General features: G+C 69.3%; 18 protein-coding genes and 1 pseudogene. 8 read left to right on the top strand and 11 right to left on the bottom strand.

What is annotated here, in order from left to right; genetic code table 11:
- Positions 1–16: 16 nt before the first annotated feature.
- Complete coding sequence (locus tag BJ964_RS45805) at positions 17–2755, bottom strand: AAA family ATPase (protein WP_188126516.1); 2739 nt, start codon at positions 2753–2755, stop codon at positions 17–19.
- Positions 2756–3002: 247 nt separating this feature from the next.
- Here BJ964_RS45805 and BJ964_RS49720 point away from each other — a divergent pair.
- Positions 3003–3350: pseudogene (locus BJ964_RS49720) on the top strand (IS701 family transposase); the annotation flags it as partial.
- A gap of 102 nt (positions 3351–3452) precedes the next feature.
- On the opposite strand, the gene BJ964_RS45800 reads toward BJ964_RS49720, so the two are convergent.
- Positions 3453–3617, bottom strand: a complete 165-nt coding sequence (locus BJ964_RS45800) for a type II toxin-antitoxin system YoeB family toxin (RefSeq protein WP_223149724.1) — start codon at positions 3615–3617, stop codon at positions 3453–3455.
- Positions 3618–3814: 197 nt separating this feature from the next.
- Between BJ964_RS45800 and BJ964_RS45795 the strand changes: the two genes are divergently transcribed.
- The 3 genes from BJ964_RS45795 (at position 3815) to BJ964_RS45785 (ending at position 5887) form a co-directional block, all read left to right on the top strand.
- The gene (locus tag BJ964_RS45795; protein ID WP_229807148.1) at positions 3815–4102 is read left to right on the top strand and encodes a type II toxin-antitoxin system Phd/YefM family antitoxin; all 288 of its coding nucleotides are present in this window, start codon (positions 3815–3817) and stop codon (positions 4100–4102) included.
- The gene (locus BJ964_RS45790) at positions 4099–4356 is read left to right on the top strand and encodes a Txe/YoeB family addiction module toxin (protein ID WP_188126515.1); all 258 of its coding nucleotides are present in this window, start codon (positions 4099–4101) and stop codon (positions 4354–4356) included. The genes BJ964_RS45795 and BJ964_RS45790 overlap by 4 nt, the downstream gene beginning before the upstream one ends.
- Positions 4357–5230: 874 nt before the next feature.
- Positions 5231–5887, top strand: coding sequence for a hypothetical protein (locus BJ964_RS45785; RefSeq protein WP_188126514.1), 657 nt, complete (start codon positions 5231–5233; stop codon positions 5885–5887).
- Between the two features lie 115 nt (positions 5888–6002).
- Here the strand turns inward: BJ964_RS45785 and BJ964_RS45780 are convergent, their stop codons facing one another.
- The 3 genes from BJ964_RS45780 to BJ964_RS45770 form a co-directional block, all read right to left on the bottom strand.
- Positions 6003–7391 carry a C40 family peptidase gene (locus BJ964_RS45780; protein ID WP_188126513.1) on the bottom strand — a complete coding sequence of 463 codons (1389 nt, stop codon included), beginning with the start codon at positions 7389–7391 and terminating at the stop codon, positions 6003–6005.
- Positions 7392–7521: 130 nt separating this feature from the next.
- Entirely contained in the window at positions 7522–7875 is a 354-nt protein-coding gene (locus BJ964_RS45775; protein ID WP_188126512.1) for a hypothetical protein, read from the bottom strand.
- Complete coding sequence (locus BJ964_RS45770; protein WP_188126511.1) at positions 7872–8030, bottom strand: hypothetical protein; 159 nt, start codon at positions 8028–8030, stop codon at positions 7872–7874. Before BJ964_RS45770 ends, BJ964_RS45775 begins: the two co-directional genes overlap by 4 nt.
- 325 nt (positions 8031–8355) lie before the next feature.
- Between BJ964_RS45770 and BJ964_RS45765 the strand changes: the two genes are divergently transcribed.
- Positions 8356–9306, top strand: coding sequence for a helix-turn-helix domain-containing protein (locus tag BJ964_RS45765; RefSeq protein WP_223149723.1), 951 nt, complete (start codon positions 8356–8358; stop codon positions 9304–9306).
- Positions 9307–9377: 71 nt separating this feature from the next.
- Here BJ964_RS45765 and BJ964_RS45760 read toward each other — a convergent pair whose 3' ends face one another.
- A complete protein-coding gene (locus BJ964_RS45760; RefSeq protein WP_188126509.1) occupies positions 9378–10307 on the bottom strand; it encodes a TIGR03619 family F420-dependent LLM class oxidoreductase in 930 nt (309 codons plus the stop codon).
- An 83-nt stretch (positions 10308–10390) separates the two neighbouring features.
- On the opposite strand from BJ964_RS45760, the gene BJ964_RS45755 reads away from it, so the two are divergent.
- Together BJ964_RS45755 and BJ964_RS45750 are read left to right on the top strand one after the other, a co-directional pair.
- Positions 10391–11023 (top strand): TetR/AcrR family transcriptional regulator, encoded by a 633-nt coding sequence (locus BJ964_RS45755; protein WP_188126508.1) that lies wholly within the window; start codon positions 10391–10393, stop codon positions 11021–11023.
- On the top strand, positions 11020–11463 hold the full coding sequence (locus BJ964_RS45750; RefSeq protein ID WP_188126507.1) for an acyl-CoA thioesterase: 444 nt from the start codon (positions 11020–11022) through the stop codon (positions 11461–11463). Before BJ964_RS45755 ends, BJ964_RS45750 begins: the two co-directional genes overlap by 4 nt.
- A gap of 96 nt (positions 11464–11559) precedes the next feature.
- Here the strand turns inward: BJ964_RS45750 and BJ964_RS45745 are convergent, their stop codons facing one another.
- The 4 genes from BJ964_RS45745 to BJ964_RS45730 form a co-directional block, all read right to left on the bottom strand.
- Entirely contained in the window at positions 11560–12393 is an 834-nt protein-coding gene (locus tag BJ964_RS45745) for a geranyl diphosphate 2-C-methyltransferase (RefSeq protein WP_188126506.1), read from the bottom strand.
- A 2-nt stretch (positions 12394–12395) separates the two neighbouring features.
- The gene (locus BJ964_RS45740) at positions 12396–13439 is read right to left on the bottom strand and encodes a family 2 encapsulin nanocompartment cargo protein terpene cyclase (RefSeq protein ID WP_188126505.1); all 1044 of its coding nucleotides are present in this window, start codon (positions 13437–13439) and stop codon (positions 12396–12398) included.
- Positions 13439–14851, bottom strand: a complete 1413-nt coding sequence (locus tag BJ964_RS45735; RefSeq protein ID WP_229807149.1) for a family 2B encapsulin nanocompartment shell protein — start codon at positions 14849–14851, stop codon at positions 13439–13441. The genes BJ964_RS45740 and BJ964_RS45735 overlap by 1 nt, the downstream gene beginning before the upstream one ends.
- 101 nt (positions 14852–14952) lie before the next feature.
- Complete coding sequence (locus tag BJ964_RS45730; protein ID WP_188126504.1) at positions 14953–15771, bottom strand: alpha/beta fold hydrolase; 819 nt, start codon at positions 15769–15771, stop codon at positions 14953–14955.
- A 45-nt stretch (positions 15772–15816) separates the two neighbouring features.
- On the opposite strand from BJ964_RS45730, the gene BJ964_RS45725 reads away from it, so the two are divergent.
- On the top strand, positions 15817–18036 hold the full coding sequence (locus BJ964_RS45725) for a putative bifunctional diguanylate cyclase/phosphodiesterase (RefSeq protein ID WP_188126503.1): 2220 nt from the start codon (positions 15817–15819) through the stop codon (positions 18034–18036).
- Here the strand turns inward: BJ964_RS45725 and brxL are convergent.
- Positions 18011–20029 carry a BREX system Lon protease-like protein BrxL gene (gene brxL, locus BJ964_RS45720; RefSeq protein ID WP_188126502.1) on the bottom strand — a complete coding sequence of 673 codons (2019 nt, stop codon included), beginning with the start codon at positions 20027–20029 and terminating at the stop codon, positions 18011–18013. The two genes, BJ964_RS45725 and brxL, sit on opposite strands and share 26 nt — an antisense overlap.
- Positions 20030–20037 lie beyond the last annotated feature (8 nt).

Raw genomic sequence — 20037 nt, 5'->3', positions numbered from 1 at the left:
CAGACGGTCGCGTACGTCAAGTTACGGTGCTTGGGCGAACGATCGAGCTCAGCTGCGACCGTGACGTGATCTCCAGCTTGGGGAAGATTCGATGCAGGTGCGAGCTGACGGTACGGTGCGACAGGTAGAGCCGTTCGCCGATTTCCCGGTTGGTCATTCCCTCCGCAGCCATCTGGGCGATCTGCAACTCCTGGGGAGTGAGCCGGTCGTACGCCGCGGTCACTTGCCGCCGACTCGTCTCGCCTGAGGCCCGCAACTCCTGACGGGCCAACTCGCCCCAGGGTGTAGTGCCGAGGCCGTCGAACGTGTCGCGAGCGGCCCTCAGCGGCGTGCGAGAGTCGGCGGTGCGGCGCTGCCGGCGCAGCCACTGTCCGTACGCCAATTGCAGCCTGGCCCGCGTGAACGGCCACCGACCGGCGCCATCCTCCAACGCCGACCGGAACAGCGCCTCCGCCTGGTCGTCGCGAGCAAGGACGGCCCGGGCGTGCTGAAGACCGCCGTGCAGCGCCGGCGACGGGGTCTGCCGTGCGAAGGACTCCATCTCGGCGACCACATCGGTGATCGCCGCACGCTGCCCACTGTGGACGGCCGAATCCGCGAGCTCGACGAGAGCGAAACAGCGCAGAGCCGGATGGAACGATGGATCGGCCGGGTCGTGCATCCGCCGAAGATGCGCGAACGCCTCGGCGTAGTGACCCGCGCCGAGCGCCGCGAGCCCGCGGGCGAGCTGGGCAGTGGCCAGCACCGGGCGGACCCCGCCAGACAAGGCGCCCTGTTCCGCGGCGGTGGCCAGCGTCTGCGCACGTTCCTCGTCACCGCGCAGCGCCGCCATTACAGCGGCGGTCGCCTGGCCGATCCCGACGAAGAGCGGCTGGGAGGTCTCGGCGGCCAGCCGGGTGCACTCCTCGGCCGCGGGAATGCCGAGTCCGAGGTCGGCCAGATGGGCGGCGCTCCACGCCTGTGCGCCCAGGGCCCGGGCGAGCAGGCCGAGCCGGCCCTGCGCCCGGAGCGCGGGAAGTGCGGCCGTGCAACATGTTTCCGCCAGGTCGAACGCGCCCACCAGGACCGCTGCGCTGCCCACCAGCCGCAGCGCTTCCGGGTTGTCACCCGAGCGGGCGGCGCTGAGCCGCAGGCTGTCGATGACGGTGGCGCCCCGCTCGATCGGCGCCGCGAACGCGAGGATCGCCAGCAGGTCGGGGTCGCCCGCGGCGACCGGTAACGACTCGGCGACGTCGACTATGCGGTGCCGGGCCGGGGCGGCGTCGGCATCGGTCCAGAACGAGCGCAGCGCGGCGCCGTTCAGCAGCCTGAGTGCAACACCGACGTGCCCGTCCGTCGCCACCCGCTCGGCGGCGGCCGCGATCGCGGCCGGGCGCCGGTGTTCCTCCCGCAGGCCTGCTCCGAAACTCGCCTCGATCCACAACAGCTGTGCCCGCTGCCGGGCCGACAACGCCACCGTCCGTGCCTCACGTACCAGCCTGGTCACCACATCCTGCAAGCCCAGCTCGACTGCGGCCTCGGCGGCGCGCAGCAGCCGTGCCGCCCGGCGAGCCGGATCCTCGGTGAGGCGGGCCGAGCGTTCCAGCGCCATCAGGGCCGACATCACCGCGCCCTGATGGCGGGCCAGCGCCGCGGCCTCCGCCAGACCGGCGGCAACGTTCTCGTCCGGACCCGACAGCGACGCCGCTCGGTGCCAGATTGCCCGGCTCGGCTGGTCGCTGAGCACCCGGGCCAGGGCCGCGTGCGCGGCGTGCCGCTCCGCGAGACCGGCCCGCTGGTGAATGGCAGAGCGCATCAGCGGATGCCGGAAGCGGACCAGGCTTTCATGCGGGTCCAGCAGCGACGCGTCCATCGCCGGGCCGAGATCGATCGCAGTTACGGCGGAACCGGCGACCATCGACGCTGCGTCGAGCGTCTCGGACAGTGCGTCGCCGTCATTGATCGAGGCGACCAGCAGCAGGGCCCGGGTCGCCGCCGGCAGTTTGGCGACCCGGGCCGCGAACGCCTCCTCGAGCCGGTCGGTGAGCGGTTGCCACGCCGACGTCATGGCTTCCGGGCCGGGCTGTCCGGCGCCGATCGCCAACTCCACCAAAGCCAGCGGATTACCAGCGGCGTCCTGTAGCAGCTTGCGGCGTGTCCCCGACGGCAGGCCACCGGCCCGTGCATCGAGCACTGCCGCCGACGACAGCTCGTCCAGCCGTTCCAGGCGCAACTCGGGCAGATCCGATCCGAAGAGGGAGGGGAACCCGTCGCGGATTGCGGCCAGCAGGATCACCGGATCAGCGTCGAGCCGGCGAGCGACGAACCCGAGCACGTCCGCACTGGCCGAGTCGAGCCAGTGCGCGTCTTCGACGAGCAGCAGCGCGGCCGGCTCCGGACCGGCATCGCCCACCATGTTCAGCGCGGCGAGGGCGATGAGAAACAGGTCCGGTGTGGCCGCGCTGGACATGCCGAACGCCGCAAGCATCGCCTCCCGCTGCGGTGCAGGTAGAGCCTGGGCGCGATCGAGGACCGGTCGTAGCAGCCTGTGCAGGCTGGCGAACGGCAGTCGGGACTCCGCCTCGACACCGGTCGTGGATAGGACGAGCAGGCCCTCAGCCGCGGCGATCCGGCGGGCCTTGGCCAACAGTGACGACTTGCCGATCCCGGCCTCACCGCGGATCACCAACGCGCCGCCCCGGTCGCGTGCGCCCCGGACGAAGTCGCCCAGCTTGTGGAGCTCGGCGTCCCGGCCGTGCAGGGACTCCTCCCTCATCCCGACCGTCACCCATCCCCGTCATCGGCTGTCCGTCCAGAGCCTAGAGCTCGGCCACTCGGCTGCACCAGGCCTCTTTCCACGGTCGAGCACCTCCTGCACGCCCTGGCGGCCTGCCTCACCGCTGGCCTGGTCAACATCGCCGCGGCCACGGTCAACCGATCGATCAGCGATACCAGCAGCAACAACGCCTGCCGATCGATCACTGCCGGAACGGAGAGAGAAGCACTCGATTGAGGTACATCACAGGTGGCGTATTGAAGAGAGTTTTCAGGCCGGAAAAGGGCAGGTCGGGCTGGACCAACACCAGGTCCGCCGCTGGACGTCCTGGCACCGGTTCACCACCCTTGCCCTGGCAGCGCTCGCGGTCCTCGCGATCTGCACCGCCGACGCCCGATCGGCGGACCGTCCCGCTCAGCCCGACATGATCGACCTGACCGTCAACGAGATCCGCCGCCTGATCAACGTCCTACTGATTCGGCCGACGCGCAGCATCGCCTACCGTTTGCGCTGGTCACATCGGCGACGTCGCCACCAAGCACGAGCCAGACGAGCTCACTACGCCCGCCGCCTCACCCTTGAACTCCAGCCATGATCACGAATGGCGGCTGCCGTACTAGGCGCTTAGTGGCTTTCCAACCACGTTCGCCCGCATGGACCACCAGACAGGGTGCTGTGGTCACTCCGTGCGGGAAGCTTATTCGTAGTGGTACCGGCAGGAGATGATGGTGATCTCGTTGGTCTCGACGGCGTACACCATGCGGTGTTCGTCGTCGACGCGTTGGGATCGGAGTCCGGCAAGGTTCTTCCGGAGGATCTCCGATTTACCGGAGCTGGGATTCGCAGTTGATGTCGGGATCAATTCGGTAGTTCGGATGGTTGGCGCACACTTTGTGCGGCTACTTATTTACTGGTCGTACGACCGCAGCCCGTCCAGGCTTGGTCGAGGTGACCGGTGGGATCGCTCGTTTGCGGCTGGCCACCGAGCACTCGGCTTCCTCGGGCGCCCACGTCGCCCTCGCCCTGCTATCCGAGGGAGTACAGTTTTATGTACGTCCCATGGAGGTGGAGATGCGAACGGTGAACTTCACTCAGCTGCGACAGAACCTTGCCGCTGAGCTCGACAGCGTGGTCGACGACGCCGAGGAACTGGTAGTGACCCGTTCCGGGCACGAACCCGTCGTTATCGTGCCGCTGGCCGAGTATGAGTCGATGAAAGAGACCGAGTACCTGCTTCGTAGCCCCAGCAACGCTGAAGCCCTGCGCCGATCGATGGCCGAGCTGGACCGAGGCGAGGGCCACGAGCGGGCGCTCATCGACCCGACCGTTGCGCAGGACGTGGCGTGAGGCTGATCTTTTCCACGACAGCTTGGTCGCAGTACCTCAGTCACACGGACCGCAAGCTGATCAAGCGAATCAACGACCTGATCGCGGACGTCATGCGCAACGGCTATGAAGGCATCGGTAAGCCTGAACCGCTTCGCGGCGAGTTGTCCGGCCTCTGGTCGCGGCGAATTGACCGTGAGCACCGGCTCGTTTATCGGATCAAGGATGGCGACGTCGAGATCGTTGCCTGTAAATACCACTACGGCGATAGGTGAATCCGGCCGGAGCCTGGTCGGGACGTTGTCTCGTGACAAATTCTCTTGGCACAGCCCGGCGACGATCCGGCTGCCGGAAACCGAGGGGAGTGGAGGCAACCAGGCGGCGACGGTGATGGAGAGTTCCCGGGGAACACCGAATTCTTCAATGAGGCCGGTCAGGGCCTCGCGGAGATCTTCCAGCGCGGCTTGCTCGGTGTCGCCTTCGCCGTGTGCTCGCAGGCCCGGGCGTAGTTGGGCGTGGGCACACCACGCGCCGTCCTCGTCGCGTTCCACGACCACCGGCACAGTCACCGTTCGGGATTCGGCCATATCGACAAAATAGCGCGATCCGGCGATCGTTTGTCAGCGCGCTCCCGCGATCTCCGAATACCCCGTGAGCTGGTCAAACGTCCCGGGTGAAGGACCGTCGGTGACGGTGGTGTGGTGGTTCGCATGGCTGTGGGCGGGAAGGGTATCCGGACGGTATGGCTGCTCGACGAACGAGGAACCACCAACTGGACGCCGGTGACCGTAACGCCATGCCGGACAGTGTGTTCGCGTTTCCGCGGGTGCGGAAGGAGCCGCTCAACGACGCGGGTCAAGCCACGCGACACCGCGACCCGGGACGAGCTCTACGCCCGGGCCCGGGATCGTGGTGTCGCCGGCCGGTCCGCCATGACGAAGAAGGAACTCCTGCGAGCGCTGCGGGATTAGAGGGCGGCGCGGGCCTTCTCGTGGAACTCGGCGGCGCGGTCGATCAGCTCCTTTCTCGGCGAAGTTCGGAGCCTTCTGCTTGGGACGGCGGTCGGCGGGGCGCATCCATCAAGTGGTTCGCCATCGCCGATGTTCCATGTTTGGATCTTGGCATCCGATGTGGACCACGGGAGGATTCATGTCCATCGTCTTCGGCCGTCGCGCGCTCGCGACCGTTGTCGCATCACTGCTGACAGGCCTGTCGCTGATCGCCGGTGCCGCGCCGGCGCAGGCGTCCAGCACCTCGTTCCGGACCTGGGTGAAGGATCCCGGCGGGCGTTCCCTGGAGGGCATCACCGTCACGCTGGAACCCGGCGGTTACCAGCAGGTCTCCGGCGCCGACGGCAGTGCCGTCTTCAGCGGATTCCCCGTCGGCGAATACCGGGTCAGCGCCACCGCGGTCCTGAACGGGGACTGCCCGGTGGCCGCCGGCCAGACGCTCCTGCTCGACCGGTACGGTCTTGAATTCACACTCATGATGTACACGGCGAACGGCGAGGAGTGCCCGCCGGTCGTGGAGGAGCCACTCCCGGCGACGCTGGGCGGCCTGGTCATGGACCACGACGGGTGGCAGCCGGCCGACGGCGGCGGCATCGTCACGCTCCAGCCCGGTGACCTGCAGACGACGATCAGCGAGTTCGGCTGGTACGAGTTCCCCGGCCTGCCCGCCGGCGACTACACGGTCACGGCCACCACCCCCGGCGGCGCATGCGGCTTCACCGCGACCTGGAACATCACCATGAACGGGTACGACCAGACGGTCGACCTCTATCCGCAAGCCGCGACCTGCCCCTGACCTCAGGGCAGGCACCTTCGGACGGCTCACTGGCCGTCGGTGGTTCGGGAACGGGCCTCGGCCCTGTCCGGCGGTGTGCCGGGCAGGGCCGAGGTCGTGTATGGGGTCTGTCAGGTCAGCTGATGTTGGAGTAGGGGTTCCAGCCGCTGCCGTCCTGGCGGGCGGTGGCCGAGCTGAAGTAGACGCCGTCGCGGCCGATGTTGTTCGGGTAGAGCCACAGCGTGCCGTCGGGCTTGGTGGTGACCAGGTCACTGACGCCGTCACCGGAGAAGTCGGCGGCGATGATCCGGTTGAACGCGTTCCAGCCGCTGCCGATCTGGGTGACCGAGGTGGAGCTGTAGGGCTTGCCGTCACGCTCGATGTTGTTCGAGTAGAGCATGAGCGAACCGTCGGCCTTGGCCGCAACCAGGTCGGTGTAGCCGTCGCCGGTCAGGTCCGCACCGACGACCTGGGTGAAGCCGCCCCAGCCGCTGCCGATCTGCGTCGCCGCGGAGTACGGGACGCCGTTGTCACGCTCGATGTTGTTGGCGTACAGGAACATCGTGCCGTCCGGTTTGATGCCCACCAGGTCGGTGTAGCCGTCACCGGTCACGTCCGCGCCGAAGACCTTGCTGAAGATGTTCCAGCTGGTACCGATCTGCCGGGCGTCGGCGGAGCTGTAGGGCACCCCGTTGTCACGCTCGATGTTGTTCGGGTAGAGCCACAGCGTGCCGTCGGTCTTGATACCGACCAGGTCCCGGTAGCCGTCACCGGTGACGTCCGCACCGAAGACGCTGGTGAACGAGCCCCAGCCGTTGCCGATCTGAGTGCCCGCGCTGTACGGCTGGCCGTCGTCTCGCACGTAGTTGTTCGCGTACATCCAGAGCTTGCCGTCCGACGTGGTCGTCACGAGGTCGGCGAAGCCGTCACCGGTGACGTCGGCCGTGCTGCGCTGCACCGGCGTCTCCGGCACGTCGTCCTTGATCTTCGAGTAGCGCCGGGCCACGTAGTTCGACGCCGGGTGGGAGTCGATGTTTCCGCTGTAGAGCGGCACGTTGGTACGCATCTTCACCGGCGTGCTGCCGAACGTGTAGTAGTTGATGCGGGTGTGTTCCTTGTTGGCCCACGACTTGAAGAGGAGAACGTGTTCGCTGTAGGAGTTGAGCACGTCACCGGGCTTCAGGTCCGCCTTGGAGATCGACGGCGCGTAATTCGGGATTCCCTCGGTGGAGGGGTTGGCGTTGAGGTGCCAGGCCATGCTGACGTATCCGGAGCAGTCCCGGCGGTAGTTGTAGCCGTCGCCTGGACCGGGTGACGTCGCACCCTGGTTGTAGGGGCCGGGCTGATGGTCGAGCCAGTACTGGGCGCGTTCCAGCACCTCGGCCCGCGAGATCTCCTCGCCTCGTTCGGACGTGAAATCGGCTCTGGCCGGCGATGCCGCGACGCCTGCTCCGACCAGCACGGCGAGGCTCGCCGCGACGCCCGCAACAATTCGAGGGCGGGAGTTGAACTTCAGAGTCCTCACTATTTGGCACCTTTCTTGGGCAAGGCGGTATCCAGGCCGCCTTGCGTCAGCGGATTCACGCTTCTTGTGGTCGACGATTGCCGGGGATTCCGGTCGTGCGTTCAATGCCGTACGGCGTATGGCGGATTTCTCAGATCAGTGGCTGCAAGGTCCAGCCGACGGTGTCCGGACCGGCGGCCAGCGCCCCGGTGCAGAGCCGGGCACCCACGGCGCGGGCCTTGTCGTCGCTGTCGGCCATCAGCAGGATTCCCACGTCCAGCCGGCACCGGTGGGCGCTGCCGTCCGGCTCCGGCGGCTCAGGTCCCGGGGAGTCGGCGCTGCGGATCCGGATGTGCTGAACCCGGTCGGCGTCGCCGGCCTGCGACCATATTCGAGCTGCCAGCTCGCCTGCGAGTAGTTGCTTCGCCGCTTCGCCGTGCCACCGGATCGGACCGGCCAGCCGGTAACCGCACAGGCGCATCCAGATCGTGCCGATCTCGCTCACGCCCACTCCGACCCACCGGCCAGGACCATCACGGCGGGGCTGTCGCCGGCGGCCTGCTCGGCACCCGCCGGAGACGGGGAGACAACCAGGGTGACTACCGTCGAGGCCAGGATCAGGCCGGCCGTCGTGAATGCCTTGTTGATCGCCTTACGCATGACAGACTCCTCCTGTAGAAAGAATTCGATTTGTTCAGCGGAACCGTTTTGGCTATTCCACCGGACCCGGTTCGTTTATTCCTGTTTCGTGCCGCCGTGCTCCTTGCTGAAAACAACAATGCGGCACGGGCCGGGGAAGGTCGAGGGATTCCAGCGGGCACAAAGGTGCCTGGCACCTTCGGGACACTTACCCGAGGTGGATCTTGCAGCGAGCGGTGTCGATCCACATACTTGACTCCGCGCTATGCCATCACTCGGGGGAGGGGCGAGAGCCGTGTTGGGTGCCATAGGTCTGTCCGCTGACGCAGAGGCCACCTATCTGGCCATGCTTGCTGCACCGCAGCTCGACCTGCCTCAGTTGGCCGTCCACATGAACCGCTCCGAGGACGCCGTCCGGGCCGCACTCGATGAACTCATCGATCTGTCCCTGATCACTTTCGGCGGCGACGGCGGCGGGCTCCGGACAGTCGGGCCGACCATCGGTTTGGCCTCGTTGATCGCCCGTGCCGAAGCCGAGGTGGCGGACAAGCAGCGTCAGCTGGAAGCCACCCGCACCGCGGTGATGTCCCTGGCCGCCGCGCACGAGCAGAACCGCGACCGTGAACACGTCACCAAGTGGGAGGGCGTGGAGGCGGTCCGTGGCCGTCTCGAGGAACTGACCCTGGCCACCACCGTGGAATGTGTTTCGCTCAACCCCAACACCGCGCAGAAGCCCGAGGGCAAGAAGGCCAGCCGGCCGCTCAATCAGCAAATGCTCGAACGCGGTGTGGCCATCCGAGCCATCTACCAGGACAGTCACCGGCACAACCCGGTGCTCCAGGACTACGCCACCTGGATGACCGACCTGGGCGGGGAGATCAGGACCGCGCCGACACTGCCGATGCTGATGATCGTGTACGACCGGCGCGTCGCGGTGCTGCCCATCGACCCGTTCGACAGCAGCAAAGGCGCCCAGGAGGTCCACGCCCCCGGCATCGTCGCCGCGGTCTACGGCCTGTTCGCCCAGATCTGGTCGACCGCGACGCCGTTGGGTCACACTCCCCGGCGCGACGACGCCGGCCTCGCCCCCCAGCTACGCGAACTGGCCCGGCTCCTCGCCGCCGGAAGCACCGACGAGATGGCCGCCCGCAAGATGGGCGTCTCGGCCCGCACGATCAAACGCAAGTCCGCCGAGCTGATGGACCTCCTCGACGCCCGCAGCCGGTTCCAAGCCGGAGTCGTCGCCGCGCAGCGTGGCTGGTATAGACACCACCGAGACGTCCACCCGCCGAGGTGAACTCGCTGCTGCCGACGCCTCATGCGCGAAATAGCCGACGCGAGCAGTGCCGGCCGCGGGCGTCCCAGCGATCAGAGGGCGGCGCGGGCCTTCTCGTGGAACTCGGCGGCGCGGTCGATCAGCTCCTTCAGGTCGTCGACCGCGGCCGGGAGGGTCACGTAGATGTGGTCGGCGCCCGCCTCGGCGAGTGCCGCCACGTCCTCGGCCAGCTGGGCCACGCTTCCCGCGTACGGCGGACGGGGTGACGCGGTCGACTCGGTGATGTCCAGGGTGCCGATCTGGGCCGTGCAGCTGAGCGCCGCCGGGTCGCGGCCCACCTCGGCGGCCATCTCCCGGATCCGGGCCCACGTCGTCTTCACCTGGGCCGGGGCCGTGCCGCTGGCCACCCAGCCGTCGGCGCGCCGGGCCACCCGGGCCAGCGCCTTCTCGCCGGCCCCGCCGAGCAGCACCGGGATCGGCCGGGCCGGCTTCGGGGCGATGTCGGCGGGCGCCGACCGGTAGCGGCCGGTGTCGTAGGTGACCGGGTCGGGGCCCCAGACGGCGGCCGCGATGTCCAGGAACTCGTCCAGCGCCCGGCCCCGCCCGGTGCGCGGCACCGGCGAACCGGCCTCGAACTCGTCCGGCGACCAGCCCGTGCCCAGCCCGGCGATCACCCGGCCGCCGCTGGCCGCGTCGAGGGTCGCCAGCGCGCGGGCCAGTTGCAGCGGCGCGTGGAACGGCACCACCAGCACCCCGGAGGCCAGCTCGATGCGGTCGGTGACGGCGGCCGCCAGGGTGAGCGTGATCAGCGGGTCGGTCACGCCCCGGTAGCGGTCGGGCCAGGGCAGATCGGGTACGCCGTACAGCCCGTGCGGCCCGCTCTGGTCGCGTGGCACGAGCAGCCGTTCGAAGGCCCACAGACTGTCGTAGCCGATCTCCTCGAACGCCCGGGCCGCGGCGATCACGTCGGGGCCGGGGGAGTAGTGACGGAACTGTGGCAGGTTGATGCCGAGTTTCACCATGCCACCCACACTTCCACAGAGGACGGCGCGGCAGTGACCGTCGTTATATTTACGAACGGTCGGTCGGATTGTAGGTTCGGGGCATGACCCAGGACGGCCGGCTCATCCGCGGCGAGCGCACCCGCAGCGCGGTGCTCGAGCAGGCGCTCGTGCTGGCCACCGTCTCCGGCCTCGACGGCCTGTCACTGAGCCAGGTCGCCGACGCGCTCGGCGTCAGCAAGTCCGGCCTCTTCGCCCACTGGCGATCCAAGGAGGCGCTCCAGCTCGCCGTCATCGACCAGGCCCGCGCCCAGTGGCGCGACCGGGTCATCCGGCCCGCCCTGGAGGTCCCGGCCGGGGTCCGCCGGCTGTGGGCCGTGCACGATCGGCGGATCGCGTTCTACGAGGCCAGGGTGCTTCCCGGCGGCTGCTTCTTCGCCAACGCCCACTTCGAGTTCAACGCCCGCCCGGGCGTCATCCGGGACCGCCTCGCCGGCGAGCTCACCGCCTGGATGACCTTCCTGACCGGCCTGGCCGGTGAGGCGGTCGGCCTCGGCGAGCTGCGGCCCGGCGTCGACCCGGCCGGGCTCGCCTACCACGTCGAGTCACTCGGGGTCTGCGCCGTGATGCAGGCCCCGGTCGCCGGCGCCGCGACCACCTACGCCCAGGCCCGCCGGCAGCTCCTCGAGCACCTGCGCGCCGTCACCATCGACCCGATGATCCTGGAGCAGACATGACCACCGTCACCGAGACCGGCGCCGCCTTCGGGGCCGTCGAGCACACCGCGGTCCACTTCGACGACCTCGACGCCATGGGCATCCTGCACAACTCGCGGTACGCGGTGCTGGTCGAACGCGCCGTCTCCCAGTGGTGGGCCGACCGGGGCGTCTCCTTCGCCGGCGGCCGTCCCACCGCGCCGGACGCCTTCAACGCCGTCCGGGAGTACGCGATCATCTTCCACCGCCCGGTCGCCAGCGTCGGTGACATCGCCGTCCACTTCTGGCTCGACCGGCTCGGCAACTCCAGCGCCTCCTACGGCTTCCGGGTGACCTCGCTGGACGGGGAGACCGTCTACGCCGAGGGCCGCCGGGTCAACATCCGCCTCGACCCGGCCACCATGCGCCCGGTCCCGTGGACCGACCACGCCCGCACCCTGGCCACCGCCCTGATCCGCTGATCACCCCGGCCGGCGACGGACCGGTCACGCCCGGCGGGCGCGCCGCGGCCTGGACGGAAGTCCCAGGCCGCGGCCTTGTGCGTACAGGAAATGGGGTTAAATGCGGTCTGCGGCGATCAGCAGGTAGTGGAAGCTGCCCTCCTGGTAGGCGGTGAGGAAGGCCTCCTCGATGCCGGTCGCGACCGACGACCGGGCGCGCAGCTGCCAGTACGGGATGGTCGCCGCCGTGAGGTCGACGACCTCGATCGGGACCAGGCCGTTGTCGGCCAGCGCGCGGAAGTAGGCGCTGCGCGGATGGATGTCGCACGTGTAGTGCTCGTTGATCCGGCTGACCGCTTTCGATCGCAGCCCGGTGACGTCGTTGGCGCATCCGGTGATGCACACGTAGCGGCCGCCGAAGTTCAGCACCCGCGCGAACTCGCGGTACAGGTCGGCGAGATCGACATACATGGTCGTCTCGTTGGTCCAGATCGCCTGGCGGGAACCGGACGGCAGCCGCGTGTCCAGCATGTTCCGGAAGTGGAAGCGGACCCGGTCGGCGATGCCGCGCCGCGCCGCCTGGTCGTCGGCGAACCCCACCTGGTACTCGGAGATCGACACCCCGTCCACCTCGCACCCGAACCGCTGGTGCGCCATGATGCTGGTGCCGCCGCGACCGGAACCGGCGTCCAGGATCAGATCGTCCGGCCCGACCGGAGCGAGATAGTCGAGCAGCAGGTCGGCCTGCGCGCTCTCCAGCCGGTGCAGCTCGTCGATGATCCGCTGCTCAGGGCCCTCCAGGACGGACGGGTCGTACGGTCCGACGCCGTAGTGATGGTGGTAGAGGTCGTCCACCTCGCCCAGCCGCAGGTTGACCGGATCGTTCCGGTTGGTGTTCCAGTACGCGGCCACCGACTTCTCGAAATCGGTACGCAGAATCGTGCTCGTCATCATCAACTCCTCTGATAGCGCCCGGTGGTCGCGTGCCAGCGGCGGCTGCCGCCGGTCCAGGCCCAGACGTCCGCGAGGAACCGCCGCAGATTCGGCGATCCGGCGACGCTGAGCCGGGCGGCCAGTTCGACGAAGGTGTGCATCAACTCGTTGTGGATCTCGACGGTGCGCCGCATCGCCTCCTTCTCGGTGAGGCCCTCGGCCTGCGCCAGCACCTTCGGCAGGTTGTAGTCGTTGTCCGATTCCGACGGCGCCGAGTAGATGTCGTTGACGAGGACCGCGGCGTTGGCGGCCGTCGTGTAGGCGCGGCGCACCTCCGGGTGGTAGAACTCGTGCGCGGACAGCTCGTACCCGGCCAGCGCGTCGATCAGGATCATCGGCGGCATGTAGCTGTTGAGATGCCGCTGGACCAGGTACTCCCAGACCGGGGGAGTGCGCCGGTTGGCGTGCCAGTCCGCCTCCTGGCACCAGGCCAGGAACAGGATCGCCATCTGATGCTGGAACCGGCCGACCTGCGCGGTGGAGGCGTACCGGGCCAGGTGTTCCATCGCCGTGCGGAAGGCCTCCGAGATCGGTTGCAACCGGTGGTAGGCGTCCATGTCGGTGGCGTAGCGCGGCACCATCGCCGCCGGGTCGACCACCGACATGAGCCGGGCCAGCCGGGAGCCGACCACCATCGGATCCGACCCCAGCTCCACCTCGTCGACGTAGTAGTCGTCCGCCGCCCACTCGGCCACCAGGCACTTCGTGGCGGCGAGCAGCCGGTCCGGATCGTCGACCGCCGGGTGCGCCAGCATCATGTAGCGGCCGAAGCCGTACGACCGCAGCTTGTCCAGCCTGCCCTGGTAGATCCCGACCTCGCCGGCCCAGGCGATCAGACCGTCGTCGACCACCTCGCCCAGGGCCGGATCGTCGCGCAACGCGTCCGGGCAGAACAGCTCACCCTCCGGCAGCGGCTTGACCAGCGGGCCCAGGAAGGCCGCCGACATGCCGCGACCGGGCAGCAGCCTACGCAGATCCCCGGACGGCGCCAGGGTCGCCGCCATCAGTGCGACAGCTCGACGTCGTCGAGGATGCCCAGCGCGTCCGGCACCAGCACGGCCGCCGAGTAGTACGCGCTGACCAGGTACGACATGATCGCCTTCTCGTCGATCCCCATGAACCGCACGTTGAGGCCCGGCTGGTACTCGTCCGGCAGCCCGGTCTGGTGCAGCCCGATGACACCCTGGTCCTGTTCGCCGGTCCGCATCGCCAGGATCGACGTGGTGTGCGTGGGGCTGATCGGGATCTTGCCGGACGGCAGGATCGGCACCCCGCGCCAGGACGGGACGGTGTGCCCGTCCAGGTCCACCGTCGGCGGGTAGATGCCCCGTTTCGTGCACTCCCGGCCGAACGCCGCGATCGCCTGCGGATGGGCCAGGAAGATCCGGGTGCTGCGCCGCATGGCGAGCAGTTCATCCAGGTCGTCCGGGGTGGGCGGGCCACTGCGGGTGTGGATGCGCTGGCGCAGGTCGGCGTTGTGCAGCAGACCGAACTCACGGTTGTTGACCAGCTCGTACTCCTGCCGCTCCCGCAACGCCTCCACGGTCAGCCGCAACTGCTGATCCACCTGGTCCATCGGGTCGTTGAAGAGGTCCGCGACCCGGGTGTGGATCTTGAGGACGGTCTGGGCCACGCTCAGCTCGTACTCGCGGGGGCGCAGCTCGTAGTCGACGTACGTGCCGGCCAGCGTCGGTTCGCCTTCGTGCCCGGCCGCCAACTTGATCTCGGCCTCACCGTACTTGTTCTGCGGCCGCCGGGTGTTGTCCCGGAACCCGTCCACGTGCCGCCGCAACGTCTCGCTGGTCGCCGCCAGCTCGGCGAACGCCGACCGCGGCAGTGCCAGGATGGTCACCGAGGTCATCGCCTTCGCGGTGTACGCCCAGATCGGGTCGCCCTCGATCAGCACCCGCTCGCCGAACGCCTCCCCGTCGGCCATCACACCCAGGCTCAGCGGGTCGCCGTACGCGCCGACCCCCACCTTGACAACCTTGCCGTGCGCGATCAGGTACATGTTGTCGGCTACCGACCCGAACTCGACGATCACCTGCCCCGGCTCGTACTCCTGCTGCTCGAACCGGCCCGCGATCGCGCTCAGCAGCTCCATGTCGTCGATCCCGGCGAGCACCGCGATCTCCCGCAGCTCCTCCGGCACCACCTGCACCGACGACCCGGTGTTGATGAAGGTGAGCCGGCCGTCGCCGATCCGGTAGGTCATCCGCCGGTTCACCCGGTAGGCGCCACCGGACACCTCCACCCACGGCAGCTTGCGCAGCAGCCACCGTGAGGTGATCTCCTGCATCTGCGGGACCGACTTGGTGGTGTTGGTCAGATTCCGGGCCGCCGTGGTGCTCAGGCTCTGCTGGTACTGCTGATCCTTTTCCTCACGCGTTTTCGACGACTTCACAGAACTGGTCACGGTGAACGCCCCGTTTCATCCGGATGTAGGGTGACATGCTGGTTCTATCCCAGTCATCCGGTGATTTGTCAGGGTTCTCGCATTCTGCCCGGCGAGCGGGATCAGCCGAGGAAGGCGTCCACCAGCTCGCGGAAGGCCGCCGGCTCCTCCACCCACGGGCGATGACCGGAAGCCGGCATCACCTCCAGACGGGCACCCGGATGAGCGGCCGCCACCGTCCGCGCCGGGGCGACGCCGATCATGCCGTCCGAGGCGCCCGCCACCACCAGCACCGGCGCGTTCACCGGGGACGGGCAGGCCGCCTCGGCTCCCGCGTAGAACGCGTCACGCAACCACGGCAGCGACGTCGAATGGCCCGCCACGTACTCGTGGCGGCGCTCCGGCGTCCATCGGTGCCAGTGGAACGGGATGAGCCGGGCCTGGAGGAACGGGCCCTGACCGCCGGCCGCCACCTCGCGGGCGGCGGCCGCGGCCTGCGGATACCACGGTTCGGCGCTGCGGGTGGCGCGGACCGCGGCCACGTCGGCGAGGTCGATGTCCCGGCCGGTACGCCCCACCGGCGTCACCAGGATCAGCCGGCGCACCCGACCGGGACGGCGGGCCGCGTACTCCTGGGCGGTCAGCGAACCCGCCGAATGGGCCAGCAGGTCGAACCGGTCCAGGCCCAGATGCTCGCGCAGCGCCTCCACATCGCCCGCCTGCCGGACGAACGACACCGTCGACCGGTCCGCCGGCACCTCGGACCGGCCCGCCGCGCGCCCGTCCAGCCGGATCAGCCGCCGGCCGCCCGAGAGACCGCCGAGATCGCCCAGGTAGCGCACGTCCATACCGGGGCCGCCGCCCAGCACCACCAGCGGATCACCCGTACCGAGGACGTCGTAGAACAGCTGGACACCGTCAGAGGCGGGGAAGCGCGGCACCCAGAGATTCTCAACCCCCGGCCCGCACCTCCGATAGGACCCGGCATGTGGTGGCTGGCCGGTGTGCTCGTTGGTGTCGAGGTGGTCGTCTGCGTCCTGTCCGACCTCGGATCCGGAATCGGTGACCATCCGGCGGGCGGGGCGCTGCTCACCGCCGCCTACCTGATCCCCGGCCTGCTCGTCGCGGCCCGCGCGCGCCGGGGCGAACCGGCCTGGGTGTTCCTGGCGGCCGGCATGATCGGCTCCGCGGGCGGCGACCTCTACTCGTTCCTCTGGGTGCGCAACATCCACCCGGAGCCACTGGCGACCTGGGCCGACGCGCTGTGGCTCGCCTTCTACCCCGCCTTCGCGGTCGCCCTCGTGCTGCTGCTGCGCAGGCGGCTGCCCCGGCTCGGCGCCACCGCCTGGCTGGACGGGGTGATCGCCGCGACCGCGGTGGCCGCCCTGGTCTCCCTGCCGGTGCTGGCCGCCGTCGAACCGGCCCCGCACTCCACCACACTCGGCGTCGTCGTGAACGCCGCCTACCCGCTGTGCGACATCGCCGTCACCGGCAGCCTGCTCGGCGCGTGGGCGCTGTGCGGGTGGCGCCCCGACCGGGTCCTCGGGCTGCTGATCGCCGGAATGGGCCTGTTCGCCGCCGCCGACACGATCACCCTGATGATGCTCTGGCAGGGCGTCGAGGCGCCCCACTCGCTGGACCTGCTGTGGATCGCCGGGCTGCTCGTGCTCGCCGCGGCCGCCTGGCAACCGGCTCGCCGGCGTGAGACGGGGCAGCCGAACATCTGGCTCAGCACCGCCGTACCCGCCGGGTTGGCCGTGGTGTCCCTCGGTCTTCTGATCTTCGCGGTGCTCAGCGACCGGTCCGTCGAAACGGTCAGCAGCGTGCTCGCCGCGACCGCGGTGACCGCCGCGATCATCCGGATGATGGCCAGCGTCCGAACCGCCGAGCAGTTGGGCGCGGCCCGCCGGATGGCCCGCACCGACGAGCTGACCGGCCTCGCCAACCGGCGCCATTTCATCGAACGCCTCGACGGCGAGCTGGCCGCCACCGACGGGCCGCTCGCCGTGGCCTTCCTCGACCTGGACCGGTTCAAGGAGGTCAACGACAGCTTCGGCCACGACGTCGGGGACAGCCTGCTGCGGCTGGTCGGCGCCCGGCTGCGCGACGCGGTCCGCGGGCCGGTCCTGCTGGCCCGGCTCGGCGGCGACGAGTTCGCACTGCTCATGCCGGGCATGGGCCGCGACGACGCGGCCGCCGTGGTGAACCGGATGCTGAGCGCCCTGCGGGAGCCGTTCCTGCTGCCCGAGGTCGATCTGCACGTCGACGCCAGCATCGGCATCGCGGTCCGCCCCGACGACGGCGCCGACCGCTCCACCCTGCTGCGCCGCGCCGACGTGGCCATGTACGCCGCCAAACACGGGCACGGCGGCCCGGTCTTCGCCACCGGCCTCGACGACCACGCCCGCGCCCGCCTCACCACGCTCGAGGAACTGCGCGCCGGCCTGGACCGCGACGAACTGGTCCTGCACTACCAGCCCAAGGTCACCGTCGGCCCCGAACGCCGGGTCGTCGGCGTGGAGGCGCTGGTCCGCTGGCAGCACCCGGTCCGCGGGCTGGTCTACCCGGACGCGTTCCTGCCCACCGCGGAGAGCGCCGACCTGATGGGCCGCATCACCGGGGCGGTGCTCGACCTCGCCTGCCGGCAGAGCCGCGCCTGGCACGATCAGGGCCTCGACGTGCCGGTCGCGGTCAACCTGTCGGTCTCCAACCTGCGCGACCCCGCCTTCCCCGACCAGGTCGCCGCGCTGCTGGAGCGCTACCGGCTGCCCGCCTCCGCACTCGAGCTGGAGGTCACCGAGAGCGTCCTGATGACCGACGCCGACAACGCCCTCCAACGGCTCGGCACGCTACGCGACATGGGCGTACGCCTGGCCGTCGACGACTACGGCACCGGCTACTCCAGCCTCGGCTACCTCCAGGTGCTGCCGGCCGACGACCTCAAACTGGACCGCGCCTTCGTGAGCCGCTGCGGCACCGACCCGCGCAGCGCCGCCATCGTGCACAGCACCGTCCAGCTGGCCCACAGCCTCGGCATGCGGATCGTGGCCGAGGGCGTCGAGGACGAGGAGATCCTCGACCGGCTGCGCGAGTACGGCTGCGACTACGCCCAGGGGTACGGCATCGCCCGCCCCCAGAACGCCGAAACCGCCACCGCCTGGCTCGCCGCGCACGCCGCCGTCACCGCCGCTCCCGCACATAGGTGACGCCGAACGCCCGGACCGGCCGGTACTCCTGCAACCGGTGGGCCAGGTCGAACGCGTCCGAGCTGACGTGCTGGAAGACGTCCAGCCCACGGCCCAGCACGATCCGCCAGCCGGTGTCGGTGACGATCGACCGGTCGTGGGCGCCGTTGTCGAACGACACGTCCAGGTCGACGCCGCCGGCCGCCGCGCCCTGCTTCACCTTCACCAGCAGCTCCAGCTGACGGCGCAGCCGGTCCTCGTCCTCCCGGTGCTCGGCGGTCACCAGCTTCATGCTGATCTCGTCGGCCGGGTCCTTGGCCCGCACCAGCACCTCGATCAGCTCCATCAGGTTGCGGGCCTGATGGAACTGCCGGATGTACGGATCGGTCACCGTGATCGTGGTGGCGCCCCGCAGGTACGGCAGCAGGATTCGCTCGAACGACACCCCGCGCTGGTTCTCGGCGAAGTCCCGGTGCCCCTCGAACAGCGCCGGCTCACCCGACGGCCGCGGCCGTGGCTCCGTGCGCGGCTCCGGCGGCCGGCTCCGGCGGTGGTAGTGCTCCGGGTACTCGTCCTCCTCCAGGGTGGTCACCGGCCGCCAGCCGCCGCCGGCGTCGGTGTACCCGAACGCGACCGACGCCATCGTCGCGTCGATCCGCAGGATCTGGTCCTTGACCCGCTTACGGCCCTCGATCGCCAGCCGCAGCAGCTCCTCGATCTCGGCCGGGCTCGCCTCGCCGTGCGGGTGCAGCACCTTCATCAGCCCGGAGAACGTCTTCTGCACACCGTCGCGGTCCCGGGTGGAGATGTCCGGTGACAGGGAGAAGTGCGGCTGGTAGCGGTCGGAGAAGTCCATCGACCGCATCGACCGCAGCACCTCGGCGATGTAGTCGACCACGAACCCGTACCCGCTGGAGAACATCTCCCCGCGGATCGTGTCGACCTCCCAGCCCGGGATGTAGTGGTGCAGCCGGTCCAGATAGGCCGCGTCGTGGTAGCTCTCCGGCAGCTCGTCGAACAGGTCCGCGTGCTTGAGCATGTACGGCACGGTGTGCGAGGTGTTGCCGACGAACACCATCGACGCCTCGGCGCCCAGCGTCTCCACACCCCGCGAGAACGACTTGTTCGCCATGTAGTTCTTCATGATGTCGACCAGCGCCTTGTCGGCCCGCTTGCGCTTGCCGGCGAACTCGTCGAAGGCCACCACGTCCCAGTAGCCGACCAGGCCGATGCGGCCGTTGGCGTTGTTCACGAACAGCTTCGGTACGGTGACCTCGCCACCCGAGATCAGCATGCCGTGCGGCGAGAACTCGGAGAAGATGTGCGACTTGCCGGTGCCCTTGGGCCCCAGCTCCACCAGGTTGTAGTTGCGCTCCGCGAACGGGATCAGCCGGATCAGCTGGAGCAGCTTGGCGCGGCGGCCGAACAGCGCCGGATCGAACCCGATGGACTGCACCAGCAGGTCGATCCACTCGTCGGTGGTGAACTCCCGGCGGGCCGCCAGATACCCCTCGAAGTCGAAACTGGACAGCTGGATCGGCTTGATCGAACCGAGGATCCACGGCACCGCCCGCGCCGAGTCGGTGTGCGTGTACTCGATGTCGCAGATGCACCAGACCCCGCCCACCAGCAGCTTCGGATGCGCCTTGATGGTGGACGGTTCCACCAGCACACCCCGTACGCCCAGGTTGGCGAACTCGGCCTCGTACACGTCGGCCCGGTCGTTGAGGGTGGCCGTGACCCGGTCGATGATCCGGTGCCGGCCGCGCTCCCGGATCGTCGACTTGACCAGCTCCGACTCGCTGCGGTGCACGTAGTGGTCGGCCAGGATCCGCCGGACCGCGTGGATGCCGGCCTGGATGGTGGCCTCGTCGTCGGAGGCCGCGTACTGGCCGAGCAGGTACTCCAGCACGTAGGAGGGGACGATGGCGTTGCCCTTGACCGCCTTCACCAGGTCCTTGCGGACCACGACGCCCGGGAACAGCCTGTTGATCTTGGAGTCGAGTTCGCTCACGACATCTC

The organism is Actinoplanes lobatus, from assembly GCF_014205215.1.
Lineage (GTDB): Bacteria > Actinomycetota > Actinomycetes > Mycobacteriales > Micromonosporaceae > Actinoplanes > Actinoplanes lobatus.
This window is presented reverse-complemented; position numbering and strand designations above follow the sequence as displayed.

Coding starts and splice junctions, on each gene's coding strand:
- BJ964_RS45805 (WP_188126516.1), bottom strand. CDS start 2,755: ATGAGGGAGGAGTCCCTGCACGGCCGGGACGCCGAGCTCCACAAGCTG.
- BJ964_RS45795 (WP_229807148.1), top strand. CDS start 3,815: ATGGAGGTGGAGATGCGAACGGTGAACTTCACTCAGCTGCGACAGAAC.
- BJ964_RS45785 (WP_188126514.1), top strand. CDS start 5,231: ATGTCCATCGTCTTCGGCCGTCGCGCGCTCGCGACCGTTGTCGCATCA.
- BJ964_RS45770 (WP_188126511.1), bottom strand. CDS start 8,030: ATGCGTAAGGCGATCAACAAGGCATTCACGACGGCCGGCCTGATCCTG.
- BJ964_RS45765 (WP_223149723.1), top strand. CDS start 8,356: ATGCTTGCTGCACCGCAGCTCGACCTGCCTCAGTTGGCCGTCCACATG.
- BJ964_RS45760 (WP_188126509.1), bottom strand. CDS start 10,307: ATGGTGAAACTCGGCATCAACCTGCCACAGTTCCGTCACTACTCCCCC.
- BJ964_RS45755 (WP_188126508.1), top strand. CDS start 10,391: ATGACCCAGGACGGCCGGCTCATCCGCGGCGAGCGCACCCGCAGCGCG.
- BJ964_RS45750 (WP_188126507.1), top strand. CDS start 11,020: ATGACCACCGTCACCGAGACCGGCGCCGCCTTCGGGGCCGTCGAGCAC.
- BJ964_RS45745 (WP_188126506.1), bottom strand. CDS start 12,393: ATGACGAGCACGATTCTGCGTACCGATTTCGAGAAGTCGGTGGCCGCG.
- BJ964_RS45740 (WP_188126505.1), bottom strand. CDS start 13,439: ATGGCGGCGACCCTGGCGCCGTCCGGGGATCTGCGTAGGCTGCTGCCC.
- BJ964_RS45725 (WP_188126503.1), top strand. CDS start 15,817: ATGTGGTGGCTGGCCGGTGTGCTCGTTGGTGTCGAGGTGGTCGTCTGC.